Genomic DNA, 16,821 nt, shown 5'->3' with positions numbered 1-16,821 from the left:
ACGAACTTCAACCAGGTCAGCGACGAAGAACTCGCCCACACCCAGCACCTGCTCAACATCCGACCGCGTCAAACACTCCAATGGGACACCCCAACTGAAAGACTGACCAAACTAATCGATGGTGTTGCACTAGCAAGCTGAAACCGCCAGCTTGGAACTGTCACCTAATGCCAACTCGGCGGGGGCTTTTAACCGTTGACGGCGTTGATCCACACTCCGATGATCCACGTGCTCGCGGCTGCGCACGCGAGACCGAACTCCACCAGGATGCCGATCCCCGTTGCTTTGAGCGCCGCCCCGCTGGAGCGAACAGCGGCCTGGAAGTTGCGGGTCCTCTGGACCTCGCTGAGGAGAAGGCCTACGGCGAAGCCCACAAAGAGCCCCACCACGGGAATGACGAACATGCCCACGACACCCAGGACAACCCCGATCAGTACCGACCTGCTCGGAATGCCGTGTTGTTTCAGTTTGCGCCCCGTGAGCACGGCACTGGCTGCCATCCCGGCAACCACAAAGACCATCCCGACGGCGAAAATCACCCAGCCAACCGGACCCGCACCACCCCAGATGGCCCACGCCAGCAGGCTCGCGCCGATAAGGATGCTGCCGGGCAGAACAGGGATGATGGTGCCGGCCACGCCGACTGCAATGGCCAGGCCGCACAGGATGGTCACGATGAGTTCGGCGTTCATGGCCCAAGTCTATGGGCCGCTGATCCATGCGCCTTTAACGACAACGACGGCGACGCTCCCTGGCGCGGGAGGCGTCGCCGTCGGTCTTGCGCAGTAGCCGCTATTCGGTGACGGCTGCGGCAACTGCCGCGGTGACCGCGGGTGCCACGCGTGCGTCCAGCGGGCTCGGCACGATGTAATCCGCGGAGAGGTCTTCGGCTGCCAGCTCAGCGATGGCGTTCGCAGCGGCGATCTTCATGGCGGGGGTGATCCGGCGGGCCTTGGCATCAAGTGCGCCGCGGAAGATGCCGGGGAATGCCAGGACGTTGTTGATCTGGTTCGGGAAGTCGCTGCGGCCCGTGGCAACAACGGCCGCGTACTTCCGGGCAACCTCGGGCAGGACTTCCGGATCCGGGTTGGACAGTGCGAAGACGATCGACTGGTCGTTCATCAGCTTCAGGTGCTCTTCGTCCAGCTTGGAGGAGGAAACGCCCACGAACACATCGGCGCCCGTCAGTCCCTCGCCGGGACCGCCGCTGATACCGCGGGGGTTGGTGCGCTGGGCCATGCGGGCCTTGACGCTGCCGGGATCGGCCACGAGGTCGGCACGGTCGGCGTTGACTACACCCTTGGAGTCGAGCAGGATCACGTCCTCGATGCCGACAGCAAGGAGGATCTCGGCGATGGCGATGCCTGCGGCACCTGCACCGGAGACAACAACCTTCAGGCCCTTGAGTTCGCGCTGGGTCACCTTGGCTGCGTTGGTCAGGGCTGCGAGGACCACGACGGCGGTGCCGTGCTGGTCATCGTGCATGACGGGGCAGTCGAGGGCTTCGATGAGTCGCTCTTCGAGTTCGAAGCAGCGCGGAGCGGAAATGTCCTCGAGGTTCACGGCGCCGAAGCTGGGGCGGAGACGGACCAAGGTCTCAATGATTTCGTCCACATTGGTGGTGTTGAGTACCAAAGGGATGGAGTCGAGGTCGCCGAAGGACTTGAAGAGGGCGGACTTGCCCTCCATCACCGGCAGGGAGGCGCTGGGGCCGATGTTGCCAAGGCCCAGCACTGCGGTGCCGTCGCTGACCACGACAACCAGGCGCTCGGCCCAGGTGTGGGTGCGGGCAAGCTTGGGGTCCTCGTGGATTGCGCGGCTCACCTGGGCCACGCCGGGGGTGTAAGCGATGGAGAGGTCACGCTTGTTGTTCAGCGGAACGGTGCTGGAAATCGTCAGCTTGCCGCCTTCGTGGGCTGCGAAGATCTCTTCTTCGGTCAGTACCAGGGCGTCGTTGTCAGTTGCAATTGTCTCGATGGACACGTCTTTGTCTCCTCAGGCTAGCCGTGGACCCACGGCATGATTCGGGCAGGAACAGAACTGCTATGGCGGACCAAGGGTGGCTGGTCCGGCGTTGCTTCTGCAGATAGGGGGCTGCTAGCCGCTTCGGTAGTTCCAGCCTAGGTAAGCGTTGAGGGTACAAGATTCAATACCAAGAGAGACGATTCGAGAGTAAAACGTTCAACCTAGCCAAAATGTGACCCACTACATACAAAAAAGCGCATTCTGGCCGCCACCCGGTCTAGACCACCGGAGGCTGTTGTCATTCGACCGCCGACTTTGCTTGACCTCTTCGGCCGTGGCTATTCGCCGGTCATGAGTGAGCAGGCGCGCTTCAGGTCCTTCTCCGCCTCAAACAGGGACAACCTCCGGCAACGTACGGCCTGGACCAGGCCGCTGACCAGGTGCAGGAGAATCCTGGCCTTCACAGTGTCCTTGCCCGCATCCTTGCTGAGCGAACCCACCACCTCTTCCGAGAGGGCATCGATCTCCCGCAGCAACTGGGCGGTGTCGTCATCCTTGCCCGCCGGGCGGATCAGGCAGTGCTCCACACCGGGTTGCATCACCCGGAGATGGAAGATTTCCATCATCAAACCCGCGAGTGCGTGACCCTTGGCGCCGCGCTGGTGGACGCCCTCCATTAGCTCCCTGAGCTGCTGCCTGTAGACGGCGAGCATGAGGTGGGAGGTGGAGGGGAAGTAGCGGTAAAGGGTTCCCAGCGGGACATCGGCGCGGGCAGCAACGTCGGAGAGGCTCAAGGTATCGAACTGACGCTGGGCGAACCCTGCGGCCGTTTTCAGGATGCGGGCATAGCGCAACTGCTGCCGCGGGGTGGTGGGCGCGGCAGCCATACGGGGAAGCCCCGTGGTCAGGTCAAGGGAGTACGGTTCCAGTGAGTTGGTTACGGGCATTTCCGGCGATCTCTTGGCAGGCTGACAAGGAGGCGGCCGGCCGGCGCGAAGACCACCGGCTGGCCGATCGCATCAATGATACGGGAGCTTCTTGACCGTTCCCTGAGAGTCCCCCGGGGTCCCGGCGGCCGCCGCTCCCGGAAATAGCGGGCCGCCCGCATACACTTTCATGCAGACTTGAAACCCGCAGGAGGAAACGCATGGGGACAATACGACGCCGGATGGCAGCGGCGCTGCTGGCCGCCACAGTGGCGGCCATGGCATTTGGTTCCCTATCGGCGTCGGCAGCGCCCAGCAACGGACCCGATCCCCTGCTCAACGGTCAAGCCTTCGTGGGCAAACAGCTGACCGCAGATATCGGCCCCTACACCTTCTACGGCTGCGGTGGCGGCAAAGGCCCCGACTACTCGATCTACTGGACCCGGGACGGATTCCTGGTGGCCGGGGAGACGACGTCGAGCTACAACCTGGAGGCGGACGACACCGGCTCCAGGATGGCCGTGCACGTTACTGCCAGCAAGACCGCTTGCGGTGGAGAATCCCTGCACAGCGCCGAGACCAGGCCTGTCGGCGCCGTGAACCGCGCGGCAGGGTTCACCGGCAGGAGCTTCGAGTTGCTTGCCAGGGCCTCTGACGGATCGCTGCTCCTGTATGGCCGCAACGGCACAGGGTGGGATGCTGCGCGGACCGTGGGCTACGGCTTCAACATCTTCAACCTGGCTTTCTCACCTGGGGACTTCGACGGCGACGGCAAGAGCGACATGATCGTCCGTGATTCCGTGGGCGGCCTCTACCTCTTCAGCGGTGACGGGGCCGGCGGCTGGAAACCGGCACGTGCCATCGGCAACGGCTGGAACATTTTCGACTCAATCATCGGCCCGGGCGATTTCAACGGTGACGGCAACAACGACGTCCTTGCCAGGGAGCCTGGCGGCGCCCTCTACCTGTACCCCGGCAATGGCGCGGGAGGCTGGCTGCCGCGCACCGCCGTCGGGACCGGCTGGAACGTGATGAACGCTTTGGTGACGCCGGGAGACTTCAACGGCGACGGCAATGTGGATCTGCTGGCGCGCGACAGCAACGGATACCTGTTCGTCTACACGGGCAATGGCGCAGGCGGATGGTCGCGCTCATGGATGATCGGCGTTGGCTGGAACGCACTCAAGTACGTTGGCGCTGCCGGCGACTTCAACGGCGACGGGCTCCCCGACGTCTACGGCGTGGACCAGCAGGGCCGCCTGCTGACGTACTACAGCGACGGTCGCGCGGGCTGGAAAGGTTCCGAGGCCGTGGGCGCAGGCTTTGGATGGTTCACAGCAATCTTCTAAAAACCCGGACGCTGTACCATTAACTTCATAAAGTCTGGGGAGGACACAATGTACGCTCCATCACGCCTGGGGTCTGGCGTGCGTCGAGCGGTTGCCGCAACAGTGGCTGCGATCGTCGCTGCCGTGATTGTTGGGCCCGCACCCGCCATGGCCACCATGGATCCTGAACCACCCGTCATCACCGGCGCGCCTTTCGTCGGCTCCACCCTCACCGTCACGTGGGACCCGTACGCCTACAAGGGGTGCGGCGCAGGAGCCGGGCCGGACACCCGCATCTACTGGACCAGGGACGGCGAAGTCGCCACAGACCACCCCACCTGGCCCAACTACGTACTGGGCGAAGAGGACCGCGGTAAAACCATCGCCGCGCACCTCGTGGCCGCCTACCCGTGCGAGGACATGGAGGTAGCGAGCGAGGAGACCGCACCGATCTCGGCCTCCAACCGACCCAACGGCTTCACAAGCCGCGGTGCCTTCGAGCTGCTCGCCCGACGCTCCGACGGCGCCCTTCTCATGTACCCGCGGACCAACAACACCTGGGAACCCGCACGAACCGTAGGCATGGGATGGAACATCTTCCCCACCGTGTTGTCTCCGGGTGACTTCGATGGCGATGGCAACAACGACGTCCTGGGCCGGGACTCGTCAGGTGGCCTCTACCTCTACAGCGGCAATGGTTCAGGCGGCTGGAATGGCCCCCGCAAAGTAGGGACGGGGTGGAACATCTTCACCTCCCTCGTAGCTCCGGGCGATTTCAACAGCGATGGCAACAACGACATCATGGCCCGCGATGCCAACGGCGTCCTCTACCTCTACCCCGGCGACGGACACGGCGGCTGGCTGCCACGAACCGTGATCGGCCAGGGTTGGAACGCGTTGGATGCACTCATCACTCCTGGCGACTTCGACGGCGACACCAACGTGGACGTCCTGGGCCGCGACTCCGCCGGGAACCTCAGGCTCTACAGCGGGAACGGCGCGGGTGGCTGGAGCGGCACGGCAGTGGTCGGCTGGGGTTGGGGCGGCATGAGCAAGATCGGCAGCGCGGGCGATATCAACGCCGACGGAAAGCTGGACGTCTTCGCCGTCGATAGTTCCGGTCAATTGCGTGCCTACTACGGCAACGGAGCCGCCGGATGGACCGGAAGCGCTGTGGTCGGCTGGGGTTGGGGCGGGTTCACCGACCTGTTCTAGTTACACTTCGTTGAGGGCCCCGTTCGGAGATATCCGGACGGGGCCTTCGTCATAAACGGGGCCCTCTATCCCGGCGCCGCTGCAGGCGGTAGTGTCATCCCAATTGATCTCTTTCGGCCGTCTCCGTGCCGCCTTATTTTCTTGGGGGAATCCTTGGGCTTCAAACCTGCCCTGCGCGCGCCTGCGCGCCGCAGTCCTCGACGACTGCTCACGCTTCTCACTGTTCCACTGGTTGCCGCTGGGCTGCTTGCCTCGGCGCTGCCTGCATCCGCAGCAACAGCGACCTTCGAAACCGCCGCCATTCAAACAACCTCCGGCCTCGAAACGGCGGATGCCATGCCGATCGAAGCGGCACCCCGCTCCAAGGGCTTCGACGGCGACGGCACCTTCGATCTGTTCGCCCGCGACGCCGCTGGCCGGCTCCTGCTCTACCCCACCGACGGACGAGGCAATTGGCAGGCTCCGCGTGTCATCGGCAATGGCTGGCACATCTACAACCTGCTCGTGTCACCGGGTGACTTCGACGGCGACGGAACTGTGGACGTCATGGGCCGCGACGGCTACGGACGGCTCTTCCTCTACCAAGGCAATGGTGCCGGAGCCTGGAAGCAGGCCTTCCAGATCGGTCAGGGCTGGCAGGGTTTCGTCAACCTCATCGCACCCGGCGACCTAAACGGCGACGGCACCAATGACATCCTCGCCCAGGATGCAGCAGGCAACGTGTTCCTCTACCCGGGGAACGGGCGAGGCGGCTGGCTCTCACCAAGCAAGGTCAGTTCCGCCTGGGAGGGCTTGGACTCTGCCGGTGCGGGGCATTTCTATGGCACACCCGAGGCTGTGGTCCTGAGCCGCAACAGGTTTGGGGACCTGCAGGTCCGTTCCTCTTCGCGCAACGGACTCTTCTTTGAATACGGACACCCCAGCGGCTACGACGGAGTCATTGGGCGGGGTTGGGAGGCGCTCAGTCGTTTTGGGGTTGCCGGTGACTTCAACGGCGATGGCTACAACGATGTTTACGGCATCAGCCCCAATGGTCAGCTGACGATGTACCTCGCTGATCCTTCTGGCTTCAGCTCCCGGGGCATCTACGGTTTCAAGTGGAAAGGCCAACCAGTAGTCGGCAGCGGCTGGAACGTCATGAACTACGTCTTCTAGGCCTACTCGACGCTCTTGATCTTCACCACGAACACGGCACCCAGGAGCCCAATGACTGCGGCGGCTACGTACAGCGAGACGTAGCCGCCGTGCCACTCTTTCACGAGGAGGTAAGCGATCCCTGGCGCCCAAATTTGCGGCAGCGAGTTGGCAATGTTGATGACACCGAGGTCCCGGCCTCGGTCCAAAGCCGCGGGCAGGACCTGGCTGATGAGGGCGAAGTCCACCGCAAGGTAGGCGCCGAAGCCGATTCCGAGGACAGCTGCTCCCGCCAGGCCGCCAATCCACGTCGGGGCGAAGGCCAGAATCAGTGACGCTGCAGCGATGATGACGGACGAAGCTATGACCAAGGGCTTCCGCTTTCCCGTCCGGTCGCTCAAGCGACCGCCCAGGACGCTAGTAATGATGACCATCACTGCGTACAGCCCGGTCAGGACCAGCACGCCGAACTCGGGCTCGATTCCTTCAGTTTCTTTCAAATGAACGGCATCGGTAAGGAAGAAAAGCAAGTAGATCGTCACCATGTGGTTGCCCGTGCTGACCAGCAGCCGGGTGAGCCAGGCCCACGCAAAGTCGGGGTAACGTTTCGGCGAAACCCAGAAACCCTTGAGGAACGGCCACAGGCTGAACGGCGGCCGCTCCTGGGGCGGAAGGGGCTGGTCATCACTCTTGAAGAGATAAAGCACGACGCCGGCCAGCAGCGCTGCGGCGCACACCCAGTAACCTGCGGCGAAGTCTCCGGCGACGACGGCGGCGATCACGGCGCCCACGAGGATACCTACCGTCTGGCCCATGGCGGCCAAGCCGCCAACAGTTCCGCGCTGCGGCACGGGAACCCTGTCCGGGACGGCGGCGGTAATGGCCGAATACATGGCGTTGGCTCCCGCCTGCACCAGGCACCACAGCAAAGTCATCACAGCTACGTTGGGCGCGCCCGCCAGGGCAACAAGGGCAACGGCGCCGAGGATTGCTCCCATCAGAACCCAGGGAACCCGCCGCCCAAACCTGGATGTGGTCCGGTCGCTGAAGGCGCCGAACAGGGGATTCGCCACCATGGAAACTGCAGCACCGCAGCCGGTGACCAAGGCCAGGATGGCCTCCTTCTGGCCCTCGTCAAAGTGGGCAGCCTGCTGGCCCAGGAGAACCTGAAGCGGACCGAAGAACGCTGCGTTGATGCCCAGGTTGACCAGTACCACGCCGGTGACCCAAACAGGGCGGACTGGTTTAACCGGTTCAGCCAGCGCCGTGGTGCCGCCACGGACGACAGCGGGATCCGGTACCGGCCCCGGAAGGTCGGACAAGCTCATGGCAGGTTCCCCTCATTTGAATGTGTGAATTCAGCCTAGCGTGGCGGAGTGACGCTGAACCGCCGTCGCGTCGTTTATTCACATAGCCCGAAATACGCACCCGAGCAGCCCGTGTGGCGCGTTAGTGTGGCCTCAAACCCACGGAGGAGAAGCACCATGAGCCAGCATGTAAATACGGCAGATCTCTACGACGAACGCGGTGAGGAACTCGAGTCCCTTGCTGTCCAGTTCCAGAACCTTGGACGCCACACGCATTTCAGCGGCCCCGTCCGTACTATCCGGTGCCATGAGGACAATGCGCTGGTGAAATCAGTCCTGGCCACGCCCGGCGACGGAGCAGTCCTGGTCGTCGATGGCCGAGGTTCATTGCGGACTGCCCTCATGGGCGACATGATCGCTGAAAGCGCCGTGGAAAACGGCTGGGCCGGAGTGATCATCTACGGAGCCATTCGCGACCGTGAGGCCATCGCCCGGCTCTCCCTGGGCGTCAAAGCCCTCGGAAGCAACCCCCGGAAGAGTGCCAAGACGGGGGCCGGCGAGGTCGATGTGGAACTCGTGATCGACGATGTCCGCATCCGTCCCGGGGTGATGATCTTCAGCGATCCGGACGGAATCCTCCTGGAACGCTGAGGTGAGCGGAGGAGACTTGAAGAGGGTCGGCCAAGAAATATTCTCCCGCTGGGAATGATCGGGGCGTTAGGATAGTTACTGAAAGCAACTATCCTGCTTAATCCCACTTTTCTGCCATCTCTGGAGAAGATATGTCCAATTCCACGCCCGTTCGGGCTGCTGGTGAGGTCCTGACCCATCGTCAGACGCTCACCGTCATGGTGGGACTCATGCTCGGCATGTTCCTGTCCTCGCTGGACCAGACCATCGTGTCCACGTCCATCTACACCATCGCCAACGACCTCGACGGTTTGTCCCTGCAGGCGTGGGCCACTACGGCGTACCTCATCACCTCCACGGTGAGCACCCCGCTGTACGGCAAACTCAGCGACATCTTTGGCCGCCGCCCGTTGTACCTCACGGCCATCCTGATCTTCCTCGCCGGCTCCCTGTACGCAGGTTCCGTCCACTCCATGACGGAGCTTGCCATCGCCCGTGGCATCCAAGGACTGGGCGCCGGCGGTCTCCTCGCGCTGGCCCTGACCATCATCGGCGACATCGTTGCCCTGAAGGACCGGGCCAAGTACCAGGGCTACTTCATGTCCGTTTTCGGCATCTCGTCTGTCCTTGGCCCTGTCATTGGCGGTGCCTTTGCCGGTTCAGCCAACATCCTGGGCTTCGACGGTTGGCGCTGGGTCTTCTTCATCAACCTCCCCATCGGCCTTGCCGCGCTGGTGGTGGTCTTCATGTACCTGCACCTGCCGGTCAGGCACGTGAAGCAGAAGATCGACTACTGGGGCGCAGCCGCCATCACCTTGGCGATTGTTCCGCTGCTCCTGGTAGCTGAGCAAGGCCGCACCTGGGGCTGGTCCTCCGCGGGATCATGGCTTTGCTACGGACTGGGCGTCATCGGCATCGTGGCGTTCCTCCTCGCCGAGAAGCGTGCCGGCGACTACGCGCTGATTCCGTTGCGTCTCTTCAAGAACACCACGTTCGGCTTGTCCTCGCTGTTGAACTTCATCATCGGTATCGGCATGTTCGGTGCCATCGCCATGCTGCCCATGTATTTGCAGCTGGTGAAGGGCCTTACTCCCACTGAGGCAGGCCTGATGATGATCACCTTCACCGTGGGCATCCTCTTCGGCTCCATCTCCGCCGGCCGCACCATCTCCAACTCCGGTGTATACCGGATCTTCCCGATCATGGGAACGGCAGTGCTTGCAGGCGCAGCAACGGTCATGGGGCTTGTCCTGGGCGTCGACACCGGCTTGTGGGTTCCCGGACTGATCGCAGTGTTCTTCGGCGTCGGACTCGGCTTCTGCATGCAACCGCTGACCCTTGCCATGCAGGTATCCGTCCCACCCAAGGACATGGGCGTTGGCACCTCCACGGCCGCGTTCTTCCGTTCCATGGGCGGCGCCGTCGGCACGGCAGTGTTCATCTCCATGCTGTTCAGCACGGCCGCGGACAAGATCGCAGACGGCATGAAAACAGCAGCATCCAGCCCCGACTACCAAGCTGTCATGCGGGACCCTGCCGTGGCCTCGGATCCTGCGAACGCCAAGCTGTTCGACTTCTTCAAGAACGGTGCCAACAACGATTCGTTGAACGACACCAGCTGGTTGCACTCGGCCAACAGCACGCTGACCCGGCCAATCACTGAAGGCTTTGCACAGGCAATTGACGTGGTCATGTTGACCGCTGCGGGCCTGATGATCATCGCTTTCCTGATCAGCTTCGCGCTGCCGAACAAGAAGCTCACGGATCCCAAGGCTGCCGCAAAGGATTCAGTTCCGGCCCACTAGTTCCCCGCGAAACCAAGCAGCATACCTCCCGACGACGGCCCTTGAGGATGGCACCATCCTTAAGGGCCGTCGTCGTGCTTTGTGTTCAATTTGTAGACTCAAGGAGCGGGTTGGAGGTCCGGACGAGCACCTTTCACGGACTCCCAGCGAACACACAGCCCGTGATCAGGGCTGAATGGGTTAAGAAAGTGAATGCATGTCACGTCCATCACTTGACTGGAACTTGGCGGATATGACGTGCCACACTGTGTAGCGCGAGTGCACCGGCGTCCCCGTCGGAACAGCCGACGACGTCACGCACCGCATTCCCACACATCTTTCCCAAGGGAGACCCATGTCCAGTCCCAGCACCGAAGCAGGCGCGCCCCACGTTTCCCGGAAGGTGATCGGCCTGGCTGTCGCCGGCGCAGTTGGCGGCTTCCTGTTCGGCTTTGATTCGTCCGTAGTCAACGGTGCGGTGGATGCCATGGCGGGCGAGTTCGCCATGAGCGAGGCTCTCACCGGCTTCGCCGTCGCCGTTGCCTTGCTCGGCTGTGCCGTGGGCGCCTACCTGGCCGGTAAAGTTGCCGACCGGTACGGCCGCATCCCCGCAATGAAGATCGGCGCACTCCTCTTCCTGGTCAGCGCCATCGGAACCGGCCTCGCCTTCAGCGTGTGGGACCTCATCTTCTGGCGGCTGGTAGGTGGCCTCGGCATCGGGCTCGCATCCGTGATTGCCCCCGCCTACATTTCGGAAATCTCCCCGCGGCACGTCCGCGGCCGTTTGGCCTCGCTCCAGCAACTGGCCATCACCACGGGTATCTTTGCGGCGCTGCTCTCCGACGCGGTCCTGGCCAACTCTGCCGGCGGCGCGGACGGAACGCTGTGGTTCGGGATCGAAGCCTGGCGCTGGATGTTCATCGCCTGCGCCGTGCCTGCCGCCATCTACGGCTGGATCGCCTTCCGCCTGCCCGAGTCACCGCACTTCCTGGTACTCAACGGCAAGGAAGACCAGGCCCGCACCATCTTCAACAAGCTCATTCCGGGCGACGACATCGACCGGCACATCCGCGAGATCCGCGAATCCATCCAGCAGGAAAAGCTCTCCACCAAGAAGGGCTCTCTGCGCGGCAACCGCTTCGGCCTGCTGCCCGTGGTGTGGATCGGCATCATCCTGTCCGTGCTGCAGCAGTTCGTCGGCATCAACGTGATCTTCTATTACTCCACCACTCTGTGGAAGGCCGTTGGATTCCAGGAAAAGGACTCCCTGACCATTTCCGTGGCCACCTCCGTCACCAACATCCTGGTGACGCTCGTGGCCATCGCACTGGTGGACCGGATTGGCCGCCGGCCCATCCTGCTGACCGGCTCCATCGGCATGGCAGTATCGCTCGGGATCATGGCGCTGGCCTTCTCCTCCGCGGTCGGCACTGGCTCCGAGATCACCCTTCCGGGTGCTTGGGGACCCATCGCCCTGGTAGCGGCGAACATCTTCGTCATCAGCTTCGGCGCCTCGTGGGGACCGCTCGTGTGGGTGCTGTTGGGCGAGATCTTCCCCTCCCGGATCCGCGCACGCGCTTTGGGCCTGGCAGCCGCCGCGCAATGGATCGCCAACTTTGCCATCACGCTCAGCTTCCCCATCATGGCGGCAGGTTCGCTGCCCCTGACGTACGCCATGTACGCAGCGTTCGCCGCGGCGTCGTTCTTCTTTGTGATGTTCAAGGTGCCCGAGACCAATGGCATGTCCTTGGAACAGGCGGAAACCCTGTTCGTCCCGAAGGGGGCGCCGGTAGCGCCGCTTCCGGTCACCTCGGACGAAGGCAAATAGCAGACGAAGAAGCCCGGCGGATCATATCCGCCGGGCTTCTTTTGCTTGGTGGCTTGTTACACCAGGTGCGGTTCGTGGGACGACAGGAAGCTGCGGCCGCTGAACGCGATCAGGATGGCAATCACCATGGCAACTGCGCCAGCGAAGAACGGCACCTGCGGCCCGAAGTGCTCGCCGAGCTGCGCGGCGGCAAAGGGAGCCAGCGCGCCGCCCATCCAGCGGACAAAGTTGTAGCCCGCCGACGCGACGGGACGCGGCGAATCGGAGACGCCCATGGCCAGTTCCGTGTAGACCGTGTTGTTGATGCCCAGCAGGGCACCGGCCACGATGACAAGCACGACGACGGCGGTCACCGAGTGCCCGGCAGCCAGTCCCAGCCCGACGAGGTCGAGCATCAGGACAGCCAGCGTTCCGGTCAGGACCTTGACGGCACCGAAGCGCTTTTGCAGGACGGGAGCCACGAATACCGAGAACACGGCTACGGCAACGCCCCAACCGAAGAACACTCCCCCGATGCCGTAGGCATCCATTCCCAGGATGAAGGGAGTGAAGGCGAGGATGGTGAAGAAGCCATAGTTGTAGAACAGCGCACTGGCTGCGGTGGTGCGGAGGCCCTTGTGGCCAAGTGCGAGGAGCGGGTCCCGGAGGCGGGACTTCTTCGCCGGGGCAGGTGTCTTGGGGAGCAATGCCAACAGTGCGATAAATGCTGCGGCCATCAGGACCGCCGTGCCGAAGAACGGGGCGCGCCACTGCCATCCGCCAAGCAGGGCACCGAGCAGCGGGCCGAGCGAGATGCCCAGGCCCAGGGCGGCCTCGTACAGGATGATCGCTGTGCCGGTACCACCGCTGGCCACACCGACGATCACGGCCAGGGCAGTTGCGACAAACAGCGCGTTGCCGAGTCCCCACCCCGCGCGGAAGCCAACCAGCTGCTCAACACTGCCGGACAGGCCGGACAACGACGCAAACACCACGATGATCGCCAGGCCGATGAGAAGCGTCTTCTTGCCGCCGATCCGGGACGACACGAAACCACTGATCAACATCGCCACCGCAGTCACCAGGAAGTAGCTGGTGAACAGCAATGACACTTCGCTGGTGGAGGCCTGCAGGTTCTTGGCGATTGCCGGGAGGATGGGGTCCACGAGCCCGATGCCCATGAAGGCGAAAACAGCCGCGAGGGCCGTGGCCCACACCGCTTTCGGCTGTTTGAGCAGGGAAGCCTTCTCCGCTTCGAGGGTGGTTTCGATGGTTGTTTCGGCGCTTGCTGAAGCGTCAGCCAACTGGCGTGACATTCAATTGCTCCTTGTCGGTGCGTTAATTCGTGTTAGTTCTGGAATGAGCTGTTGATTTTGCTGATGACGGGAAGTGCCGTGGCCAGCTGCTCGATTTCCTGTGCGCTGAGGCCCTGCAGCAGTTCGGCCACCATGGCATTCCGCCGTTGGTTGGCCGATTCGACGGCGGCAGTCCCGGCGTCGGTGATGGCCACCTGGACGGCGCGGGAATCGTCGGGGTCGGGTCGACGGGTGACCAGGCCGGCACGCTCAAGCTTGATGATCTGCTCTGTGGCGCTCGGGACTTTGATCCCCAGGTTCTTGGCGATGTCACCCACGCGGAGGCCGCCGTCGGAGATCATTGAGAGCAGGCTCAGCTGGGCAGCCGTCAGCTCGCCCTCCGGGTCCAGGCGTCGGAACATGTAGACGCCCAGGCGCAGTGCTTCGCGAAAGTCCTGTGCGAGGTCCGTGAGGCGGGAATCAGGAGAACCGTTCATATTTAGGTAGCCTAATAGTTAGGGACCCTAATAGTCAAGATGCAGCTGCCCACACGCGGAGGGCAGCTGCACCTAGAGCTTGAGCTTCATACCCTCATGGCTCGCAACAAACCCCAGCCGCTCGTAGAAGCGGTGCGCCGCAACCCGGGATTTGTCCGTCGTGAGCTGGACCAGCGAGCAGCCGCGCTCCCGGGCCTGGTCGATGGCCCACTGGATCATGAGCGCACCGACACCCTGCCCACGCAGCTCCCCGGACACGCGCACGGCCTCGATCTGCGAGCGCCAGGACCCCTTGCGGGACAAGCCTGGAATGTAGCTGACCTGGAAGGTGGCCACCACTTCGCCATTGAGTTCCCCCACCACCAAAAGGTGGGCCGGGTCGGCGTCGATCGCGTCAAAGGCCCGCTCGTACGGCGCCGGATCGTCGGCACTTTCGCGGACGGCACCCAGCTGGTCGTCGGCGAGCAGCGTGAGAATCCGCGGCAGATCGCCCCTGCGGGCGCGCCGCAGGGAGAACGTTCCACCCTCGACGGCGGCAGTCATCAAGGCGGGCGCGGCGGCAGGTTCCGTAGTCACGAACCCAGCATGCCACTTTCTCGGAACTTAGTGTTGCTAAGTACTGGTACTTAGTTCTACTATGTAGTGGTAGCTAGTAATACTGAGTAGCGAGGGAGGTGTCCGATGGGCAAGCAAATGACAGAGATGCTCAAAGGCACATTGGAGGGCATCGTCTTGGCCCTCCTGACCGGAAAGGCAGCGTACGGGTATGAAATCACCACGCTGCTCCGGGAGCAGGGCTTCACCGAGATCGCTGAGGGCACCGTTTACGCGCTGCTGGTCAGGATCGAACAAAAGGGGCTGGTGGACGTCGAGAAGCGGCCGTCCGAAAAGGGGCCACCCCGCAAGGTGTACACGCTCAACCCCCAGGGCGAAAAAGAACTGAACGAATTCTGGAACACCTGGAGCTTCTTGTCCGAACGGCTTGAACAGCTCCGCAAGGAAGGAAAATAACATGGCAGCAAAATGGATCGAGCTCGTCACCGGATCGCTCGAACAGAAGAAGCAGTACAAGCAAGCCAAGGCACGGTTGGATGCCCTGCCCGAGCCGTACCTCACCGTAGCCACCGCCTTCAACCGGTACTTGATGTACTACGGCGGCGTGACCGAAGGCGACACCATGGTCCAGATGTTCACGGACCTGGCGGACCTCTGGGAACGCGCAGCCGTCGACGGTACGCCCGTGAGCGGGATCGTCGGCGACGATCCCATCGAATTCGCAGAGACCTTTGCCCAGGCGTACGGCGGAAAGCGCTGGATCGACAAGGAGCGCGAGCGCCTCAACAAGGCAATCGACAAAGCGAAAGAAGCGGAATCATGACTTCCACGGCAATCCGGGTGCAGGGCATAGAGAAGTCGTACAAAGATCTCCACGTCCTCCGCGGGGTGGATTTCGAGGTAGCGTCAGGCAGCATCTTCGCCCTTCTCGGTTCCAACGGGGCCGGCAAGACCACCATGGTGAAGATCCTGTCCACGCTTCTCACAGCGGACGGCGGGCAGGCCGCCGTCGAGGGTTTCGACGTCGCAAGCGAGTCGCTCCAGGTGCGGCAGTCCATCAGCCTCACCGGTCAGTTCGCCGCAGTGGACGAGGTGTTGACCGGCAGGGAGAACCTGGTACTCGTGGCGAAGCTGCGGCACTTGAAGAATCCCGGCGGGATCGCCGACGAGTTGCTGGGCCGGTTCAGCCTCACCGATGCCGGCTCCCGCAAAGTGGCAACCTACTCCGGCGGCATGCGTCGCCGGTTGGACATCGCCATGAGCCTGATCGGCGATCCGAAGGTGATCTTCCTGGACGAGCCCACCACCGGACTCGACCCGGAAGCCCGCCTGGAGGTGTGGCAGATCGTCAAGAACCTTGCCAACAAAGGCACCACGGTCCTGCTCACCACCCAGTACCTCGACGAGGCCGAACAGTTGGCAGACCGAATCGCCATCCTTCATGAGGGACGCATCATCGCCAACGGCACGCTCCAGGAGCTGAAGCAGCTGCTGCCGCCCGCCAAGGTGGAGTACGTGGAGAAGCAACCAAGCCTGGAGGACATCTTCCTGGCCCTCGTGGGAAGCACCGGAACAAGCGAGCCAGTAAAGGACAGGTCATGAGCACCCATTTCTTCGCAGACACCTCGGTCCTGCTGGGCCGTTCCATGCGGCACATCTTCCGCAGCGTGGACACCATCATCACCACCGCGATCACCCCGATCGCCCTGATGCTGCTGTTCGTCTATGTTTTCGGCGGCGCCATCCGGACCGACACTGAAAACTACGTCAACTACCTGCTCCCGGGCATCATGCTGATAGCCATCGCTTCGGGCATCGCGTACACGGCGGTCCGCCTCTTCACGGACCTGCAGGGCGGCATCTTCGAGCGGTTCCAATCCATGCCGATCGCGCGCTCCTCGGTCCTGTGGGCACACGTCCTGACATCGTTGGTGGCCAACGGACTTTCCCTGGTGATCATCGTCGGAGTTGCACTGCTCATGGGCTTCAGGACTTCGGCGAACGTGCTGGACTGGCTGGCCGTAGCTGGAATCCTGGCGCTGTTCACTCTGGCATTGACGTGGATCGCCATCATTGCGGGCCTTTCGGCGAAGTCCGTGGACGGCGCCGGCGGCTTCTCCTACCCGCTGATCTTCCTGCCGTTCATCAGCTCGGCGTTCGTTCCGACGGAAACCATGCCCGGTCCGGTCCGCTGGTTCGCCGAGAACCAACCGGTGACGTCCATCGTGAACACCATCCAGGACCTGTTCGCCCAGCGACCGGCCGGAACGGATATTTGGGTAGCACTGGCCTGGTGCCTGGGAATCCTCCTCGTCTCCTACGCCTTTGCGACGGCGGCCTACAAGCGCCGGAACGCCTAGCGGCCCGTGTTCTGAAAC

Annotated in this window: 17 protein-coding genes and 1 pseudogene; 11 read left to right on the top strand and 7 right to left on the bottom strand. The window is 63.0% G+C overall.

From position 1 onward, the window contains the following. A pseudogene (locus tag AB4Y81_RS16220) lies at positions 1 to 141 on the top strand (IS30 family transposase); the annotation flags it as partial. A 47-nt stretch (positions 142 to 188) separates the two neighbouring features. Here AB4Y81_RS16220 and AB4Y81_RS16215 read toward each other — a convergent pair. The 3 genes from AB4Y81_RS16215 to AB4Y81_RS16205 form a co-directional block, all read right to left on the bottom strand. Further along, positions 189 to 692 carry a DUF456 domain-containing protein gene (locus AB4Y81_RS16215; RefSeq protein ID WP_018780169.1) on the bottom strand — a complete coding sequence of 168 codons (504 nt, stop codon included), beginning with the start codon at positions 690 to 692 and terminating at the stop codon, positions 189 to 191. Positions 693 to 792: 100 nt separating this feature from the next. Beyond that, complete coding sequence (locus AB4Y81_RS16210) at positions 793 to 1,983, bottom strand: NAD(P)-dependent malic enzyme (protein WP_039243276.1); 1,191 nt, start codon at positions 1,981 to 1,983, stop codon at positions 793 to 795. 320 nt (positions 1,984 to 2,303) lie between these two features. Then, a complete protein-coding gene (locus AB4Y81_RS16205) occupies positions 2,304 to 2,912 on the bottom strand; it encodes a TetR/AcrR family transcriptional regulator (RefSeq protein ID WP_018780171.1) in 609 nt (202 codons plus the stop codon). 200 nt (positions 2,913 to 3,112) lie between these two features. On the opposite strand from AB4Y81_RS16205, the gene AB4Y81_RS16200 reads away from it, so the two are divergent. The 3 genes from AB4Y81_RS16200 (at position 3,113) to AB4Y81_RS16190 (ending at position 6,589) form a co-directional block, all read left to right on the top strand. Then, positions 3,113 to 4,240 carry an FG-GAP repeat domain-containing protein gene (locus tag AB4Y81_RS16200; protein WP_441996260.1) on the top strand — a complete coding sequence of 376 codons (1,128 nt, stop codon included), beginning with the start codon at positions 3,113 to 3,115 and terminating at the stop codon, positions 4,238 to 4,240. A gap of 48 nt (positions 4,241 to 4,288) precedes the next feature. Beyond that, positions 4,289 to 5,434 carry an FG-GAP-like repeat-containing protein gene (locus tag AB4Y81_RS16195; protein WP_064723650.1) on the top strand — a complete coding sequence of 382 codons (1,146 nt, stop codon included), beginning with the start codon at positions 4,289 to 4,291 and terminating at the stop codon, positions 5,432 to 5,434. A 153-nt stretch (positions 5,435 to 5,587) separates the two neighbouring features. Then, the gene (locus AB4Y81_RS16190) at positions 5,588 to 6,589 is read left to right on the top strand and encodes an FG-GAP repeat domain-containing protein (RefSeq protein ID WP_431229810.1); all 1,002 of its coding nucleotides are present in this window, start codon (positions 5,588 to 5,590) and stop codon (positions 6,587 to 6,589) included. A 2-nt stretch (positions 6,590 to 6,591) separates the two neighbouring features. Here the strand turns inward: AB4Y81_RS16190 and AB4Y81_RS16185 are convergent, their stop codons facing one another. Next, positions 6,592 to 7,896 carry an MFS transporter gene (locus tag AB4Y81_RS16185; protein ID WP_413306386.1) on the bottom strand — a complete coding sequence of 435 codons (1,305 nt, stop codon included), beginning with the start codon at positions 7,894 to 7,896 and terminating at the stop codon, positions 6,592 to 6,594. A gap of 156 nt (positions 7,897 to 8,052) precedes the next feature. Here AB4Y81_RS16185 and rraA point away from each other — a divergent pair, with 156 nt between their 5' ends. The 3 genes from rraA to AB4Y81_RS16170 all read left to right on the top strand — a co-directional run bounded on the left by rraA (position 8,053) and on the right by AB4Y81_RS16170 (position 12,117). Further along, positions 8,053 to 8,526: a ribonuclease E activity regulator RraA gene (rraA, locus tag AB4Y81_RS16180; protein WP_018780176.1), complete on the top strand. Its 474-nt coding sequence runs from the start codon at positions 8,053 to 8,055 to the stop codon at positions 8,524 to 8,526. 131 nt (positions 8,527 to 8,657) lie between these two features. Beyond that, positions 8,658 to 10,310 (top strand): MDR family MFS transporter, encoded by a 1,653-nt coding sequence (locus tag AB4Y81_RS16175; RefSeq protein ID WP_018780177.1) that lies wholly within the window; start codon positions 8,658 to 8,660, stop codon positions 10,308 to 10,310. Between the two features lie 334 nt (positions 10,311 to 10,644). Next, positions 10,645 to 12,117, top strand: a complete 1,473-nt coding sequence (locus AB4Y81_RS16170) for a sugar porter family MFS transporter (RefSeq protein ID WP_441996259.1) — start codon at positions 10,645 to 10,647, stop codon at positions 12,115 to 12,117. 56 nt (positions 12,118 to 12,173) lie between these two features. On the opposite strand, the gene AB4Y81_RS16165 is transcribed toward AB4Y81_RS16170, so the two are convergent. The 3 genes from AB4Y81_RS16165 to AB4Y81_RS16155 all read right to left on the bottom strand — a co-directional run bounded on the left by AB4Y81_RS16165 (position 12,174) and on the right by AB4Y81_RS16155 (position 14,431). Further along, positions 12,174 to 13,412: an MFS transporter gene (locus AB4Y81_RS16165; RefSeq protein ID WP_018780179.1), complete on the bottom strand. Its 1,239-nt coding sequence runs from the start codon at positions 13,410 to 13,412 to the stop codon at positions 12,174 to 12,176. Between the two features lie 32 nt (positions 13,413 to 13,444). Then, entirely contained in the window at positions 13,445 to 13,888 is a 444-nt protein-coding gene (locus AB4Y81_RS16160) for a MarR family winged helix-turn-helix transcriptional regulator (RefSeq protein ID WP_441996258.1), read from the bottom strand. A gap of 72 nt (positions 13,889 to 13,960) precedes the next feature. Next, the gene (locus AB4Y81_RS16155; RefSeq protein ID WP_431230637.1) at positions 13,961 to 14,431 is read right to left on the bottom strand and encodes a GNAT family N-acetyltransferase; all 471 of its coding nucleotides are present in this window, start codon (positions 14,429 to 14,431) and stop codon (positions 13,961 to 13,963) included. 138 nt (positions 14,432 to 14,569) lie between these two features. On the opposite strand from AB4Y81_RS16155, the gene AB4Y81_RS16150 reads away from it, so the two are divergent. The 4 genes from AB4Y81_RS16150 to AB4Y81_RS16135 are packed head-to-tail and all read left to right on the top strand — an operon-like array spanning position 14,570 to position 16,803. Then, the gene (locus tag AB4Y81_RS16150; protein ID WP_039243288.1) at positions 14,570 to 14,899 is read left to right on the top strand and encodes a PadR family transcriptional regulator; all 330 of its coding nucleotides are present in this window, start codon (positions 14,570 to 14,572) and stop codon (positions 14,897 to 14,899) included. A 1-nt stretch (position 14,900) separates the two neighbouring features. Further along, positions 14,901 to 15,266 (top strand): DUF1048 domain-containing protein, encoded by a 366-nt coding sequence (locus AB4Y81_RS16145; RefSeq protein WP_064723657.1) that lies wholly within the window; start codon positions 14,901 to 14,903, stop codon positions 15,264 to 15,266. Then, positions 15,263 to 16,045 (top strand): ABC transporter ATP-binding protein, encoded by a 783-nt coding sequence (locus AB4Y81_RS16140; RefSeq protein ID WP_441996257.1) that lies wholly within the window; start codon positions 15,263 to 15,265, stop codon positions 16,043 to 16,045. Before AB4Y81_RS16145 ends, AB4Y81_RS16140 begins: the two co-directional genes overlap by 4 nt. Continuing rightward, the gene (locus AB4Y81_RS16135) at positions 16,042 to 16,803 is read left to right on the top strand and encodes an ABC transporter permease (RefSeq protein WP_441996256.1); all 762 of its coding nucleotides are present in this window, start codon (positions 16,042 to 16,044) and stop codon (positions 16,801 to 16,803) included. Before AB4Y81_RS16140 ends, AB4Y81_RS16135 begins: the two co-directional genes overlap by 4 nt. The last annotated feature ends 18 nt before the right edge of the window (positions 16,804 to 16,821 follow it).

Source organism: Paenarthrobacter sp. TAF1, from assembly GCF_052113825.1.
GTDB lineage: Bacteria > Actinomycetota > Actinomycetes > Actinomycetales > Micrococcaceae > Arthrobacter > Arthrobacter nicotinovorans.
Note: the sequence above shows the minus strand (reverse complement) of the source record. Positions and strands in the feature narration are given on the sequence as shown.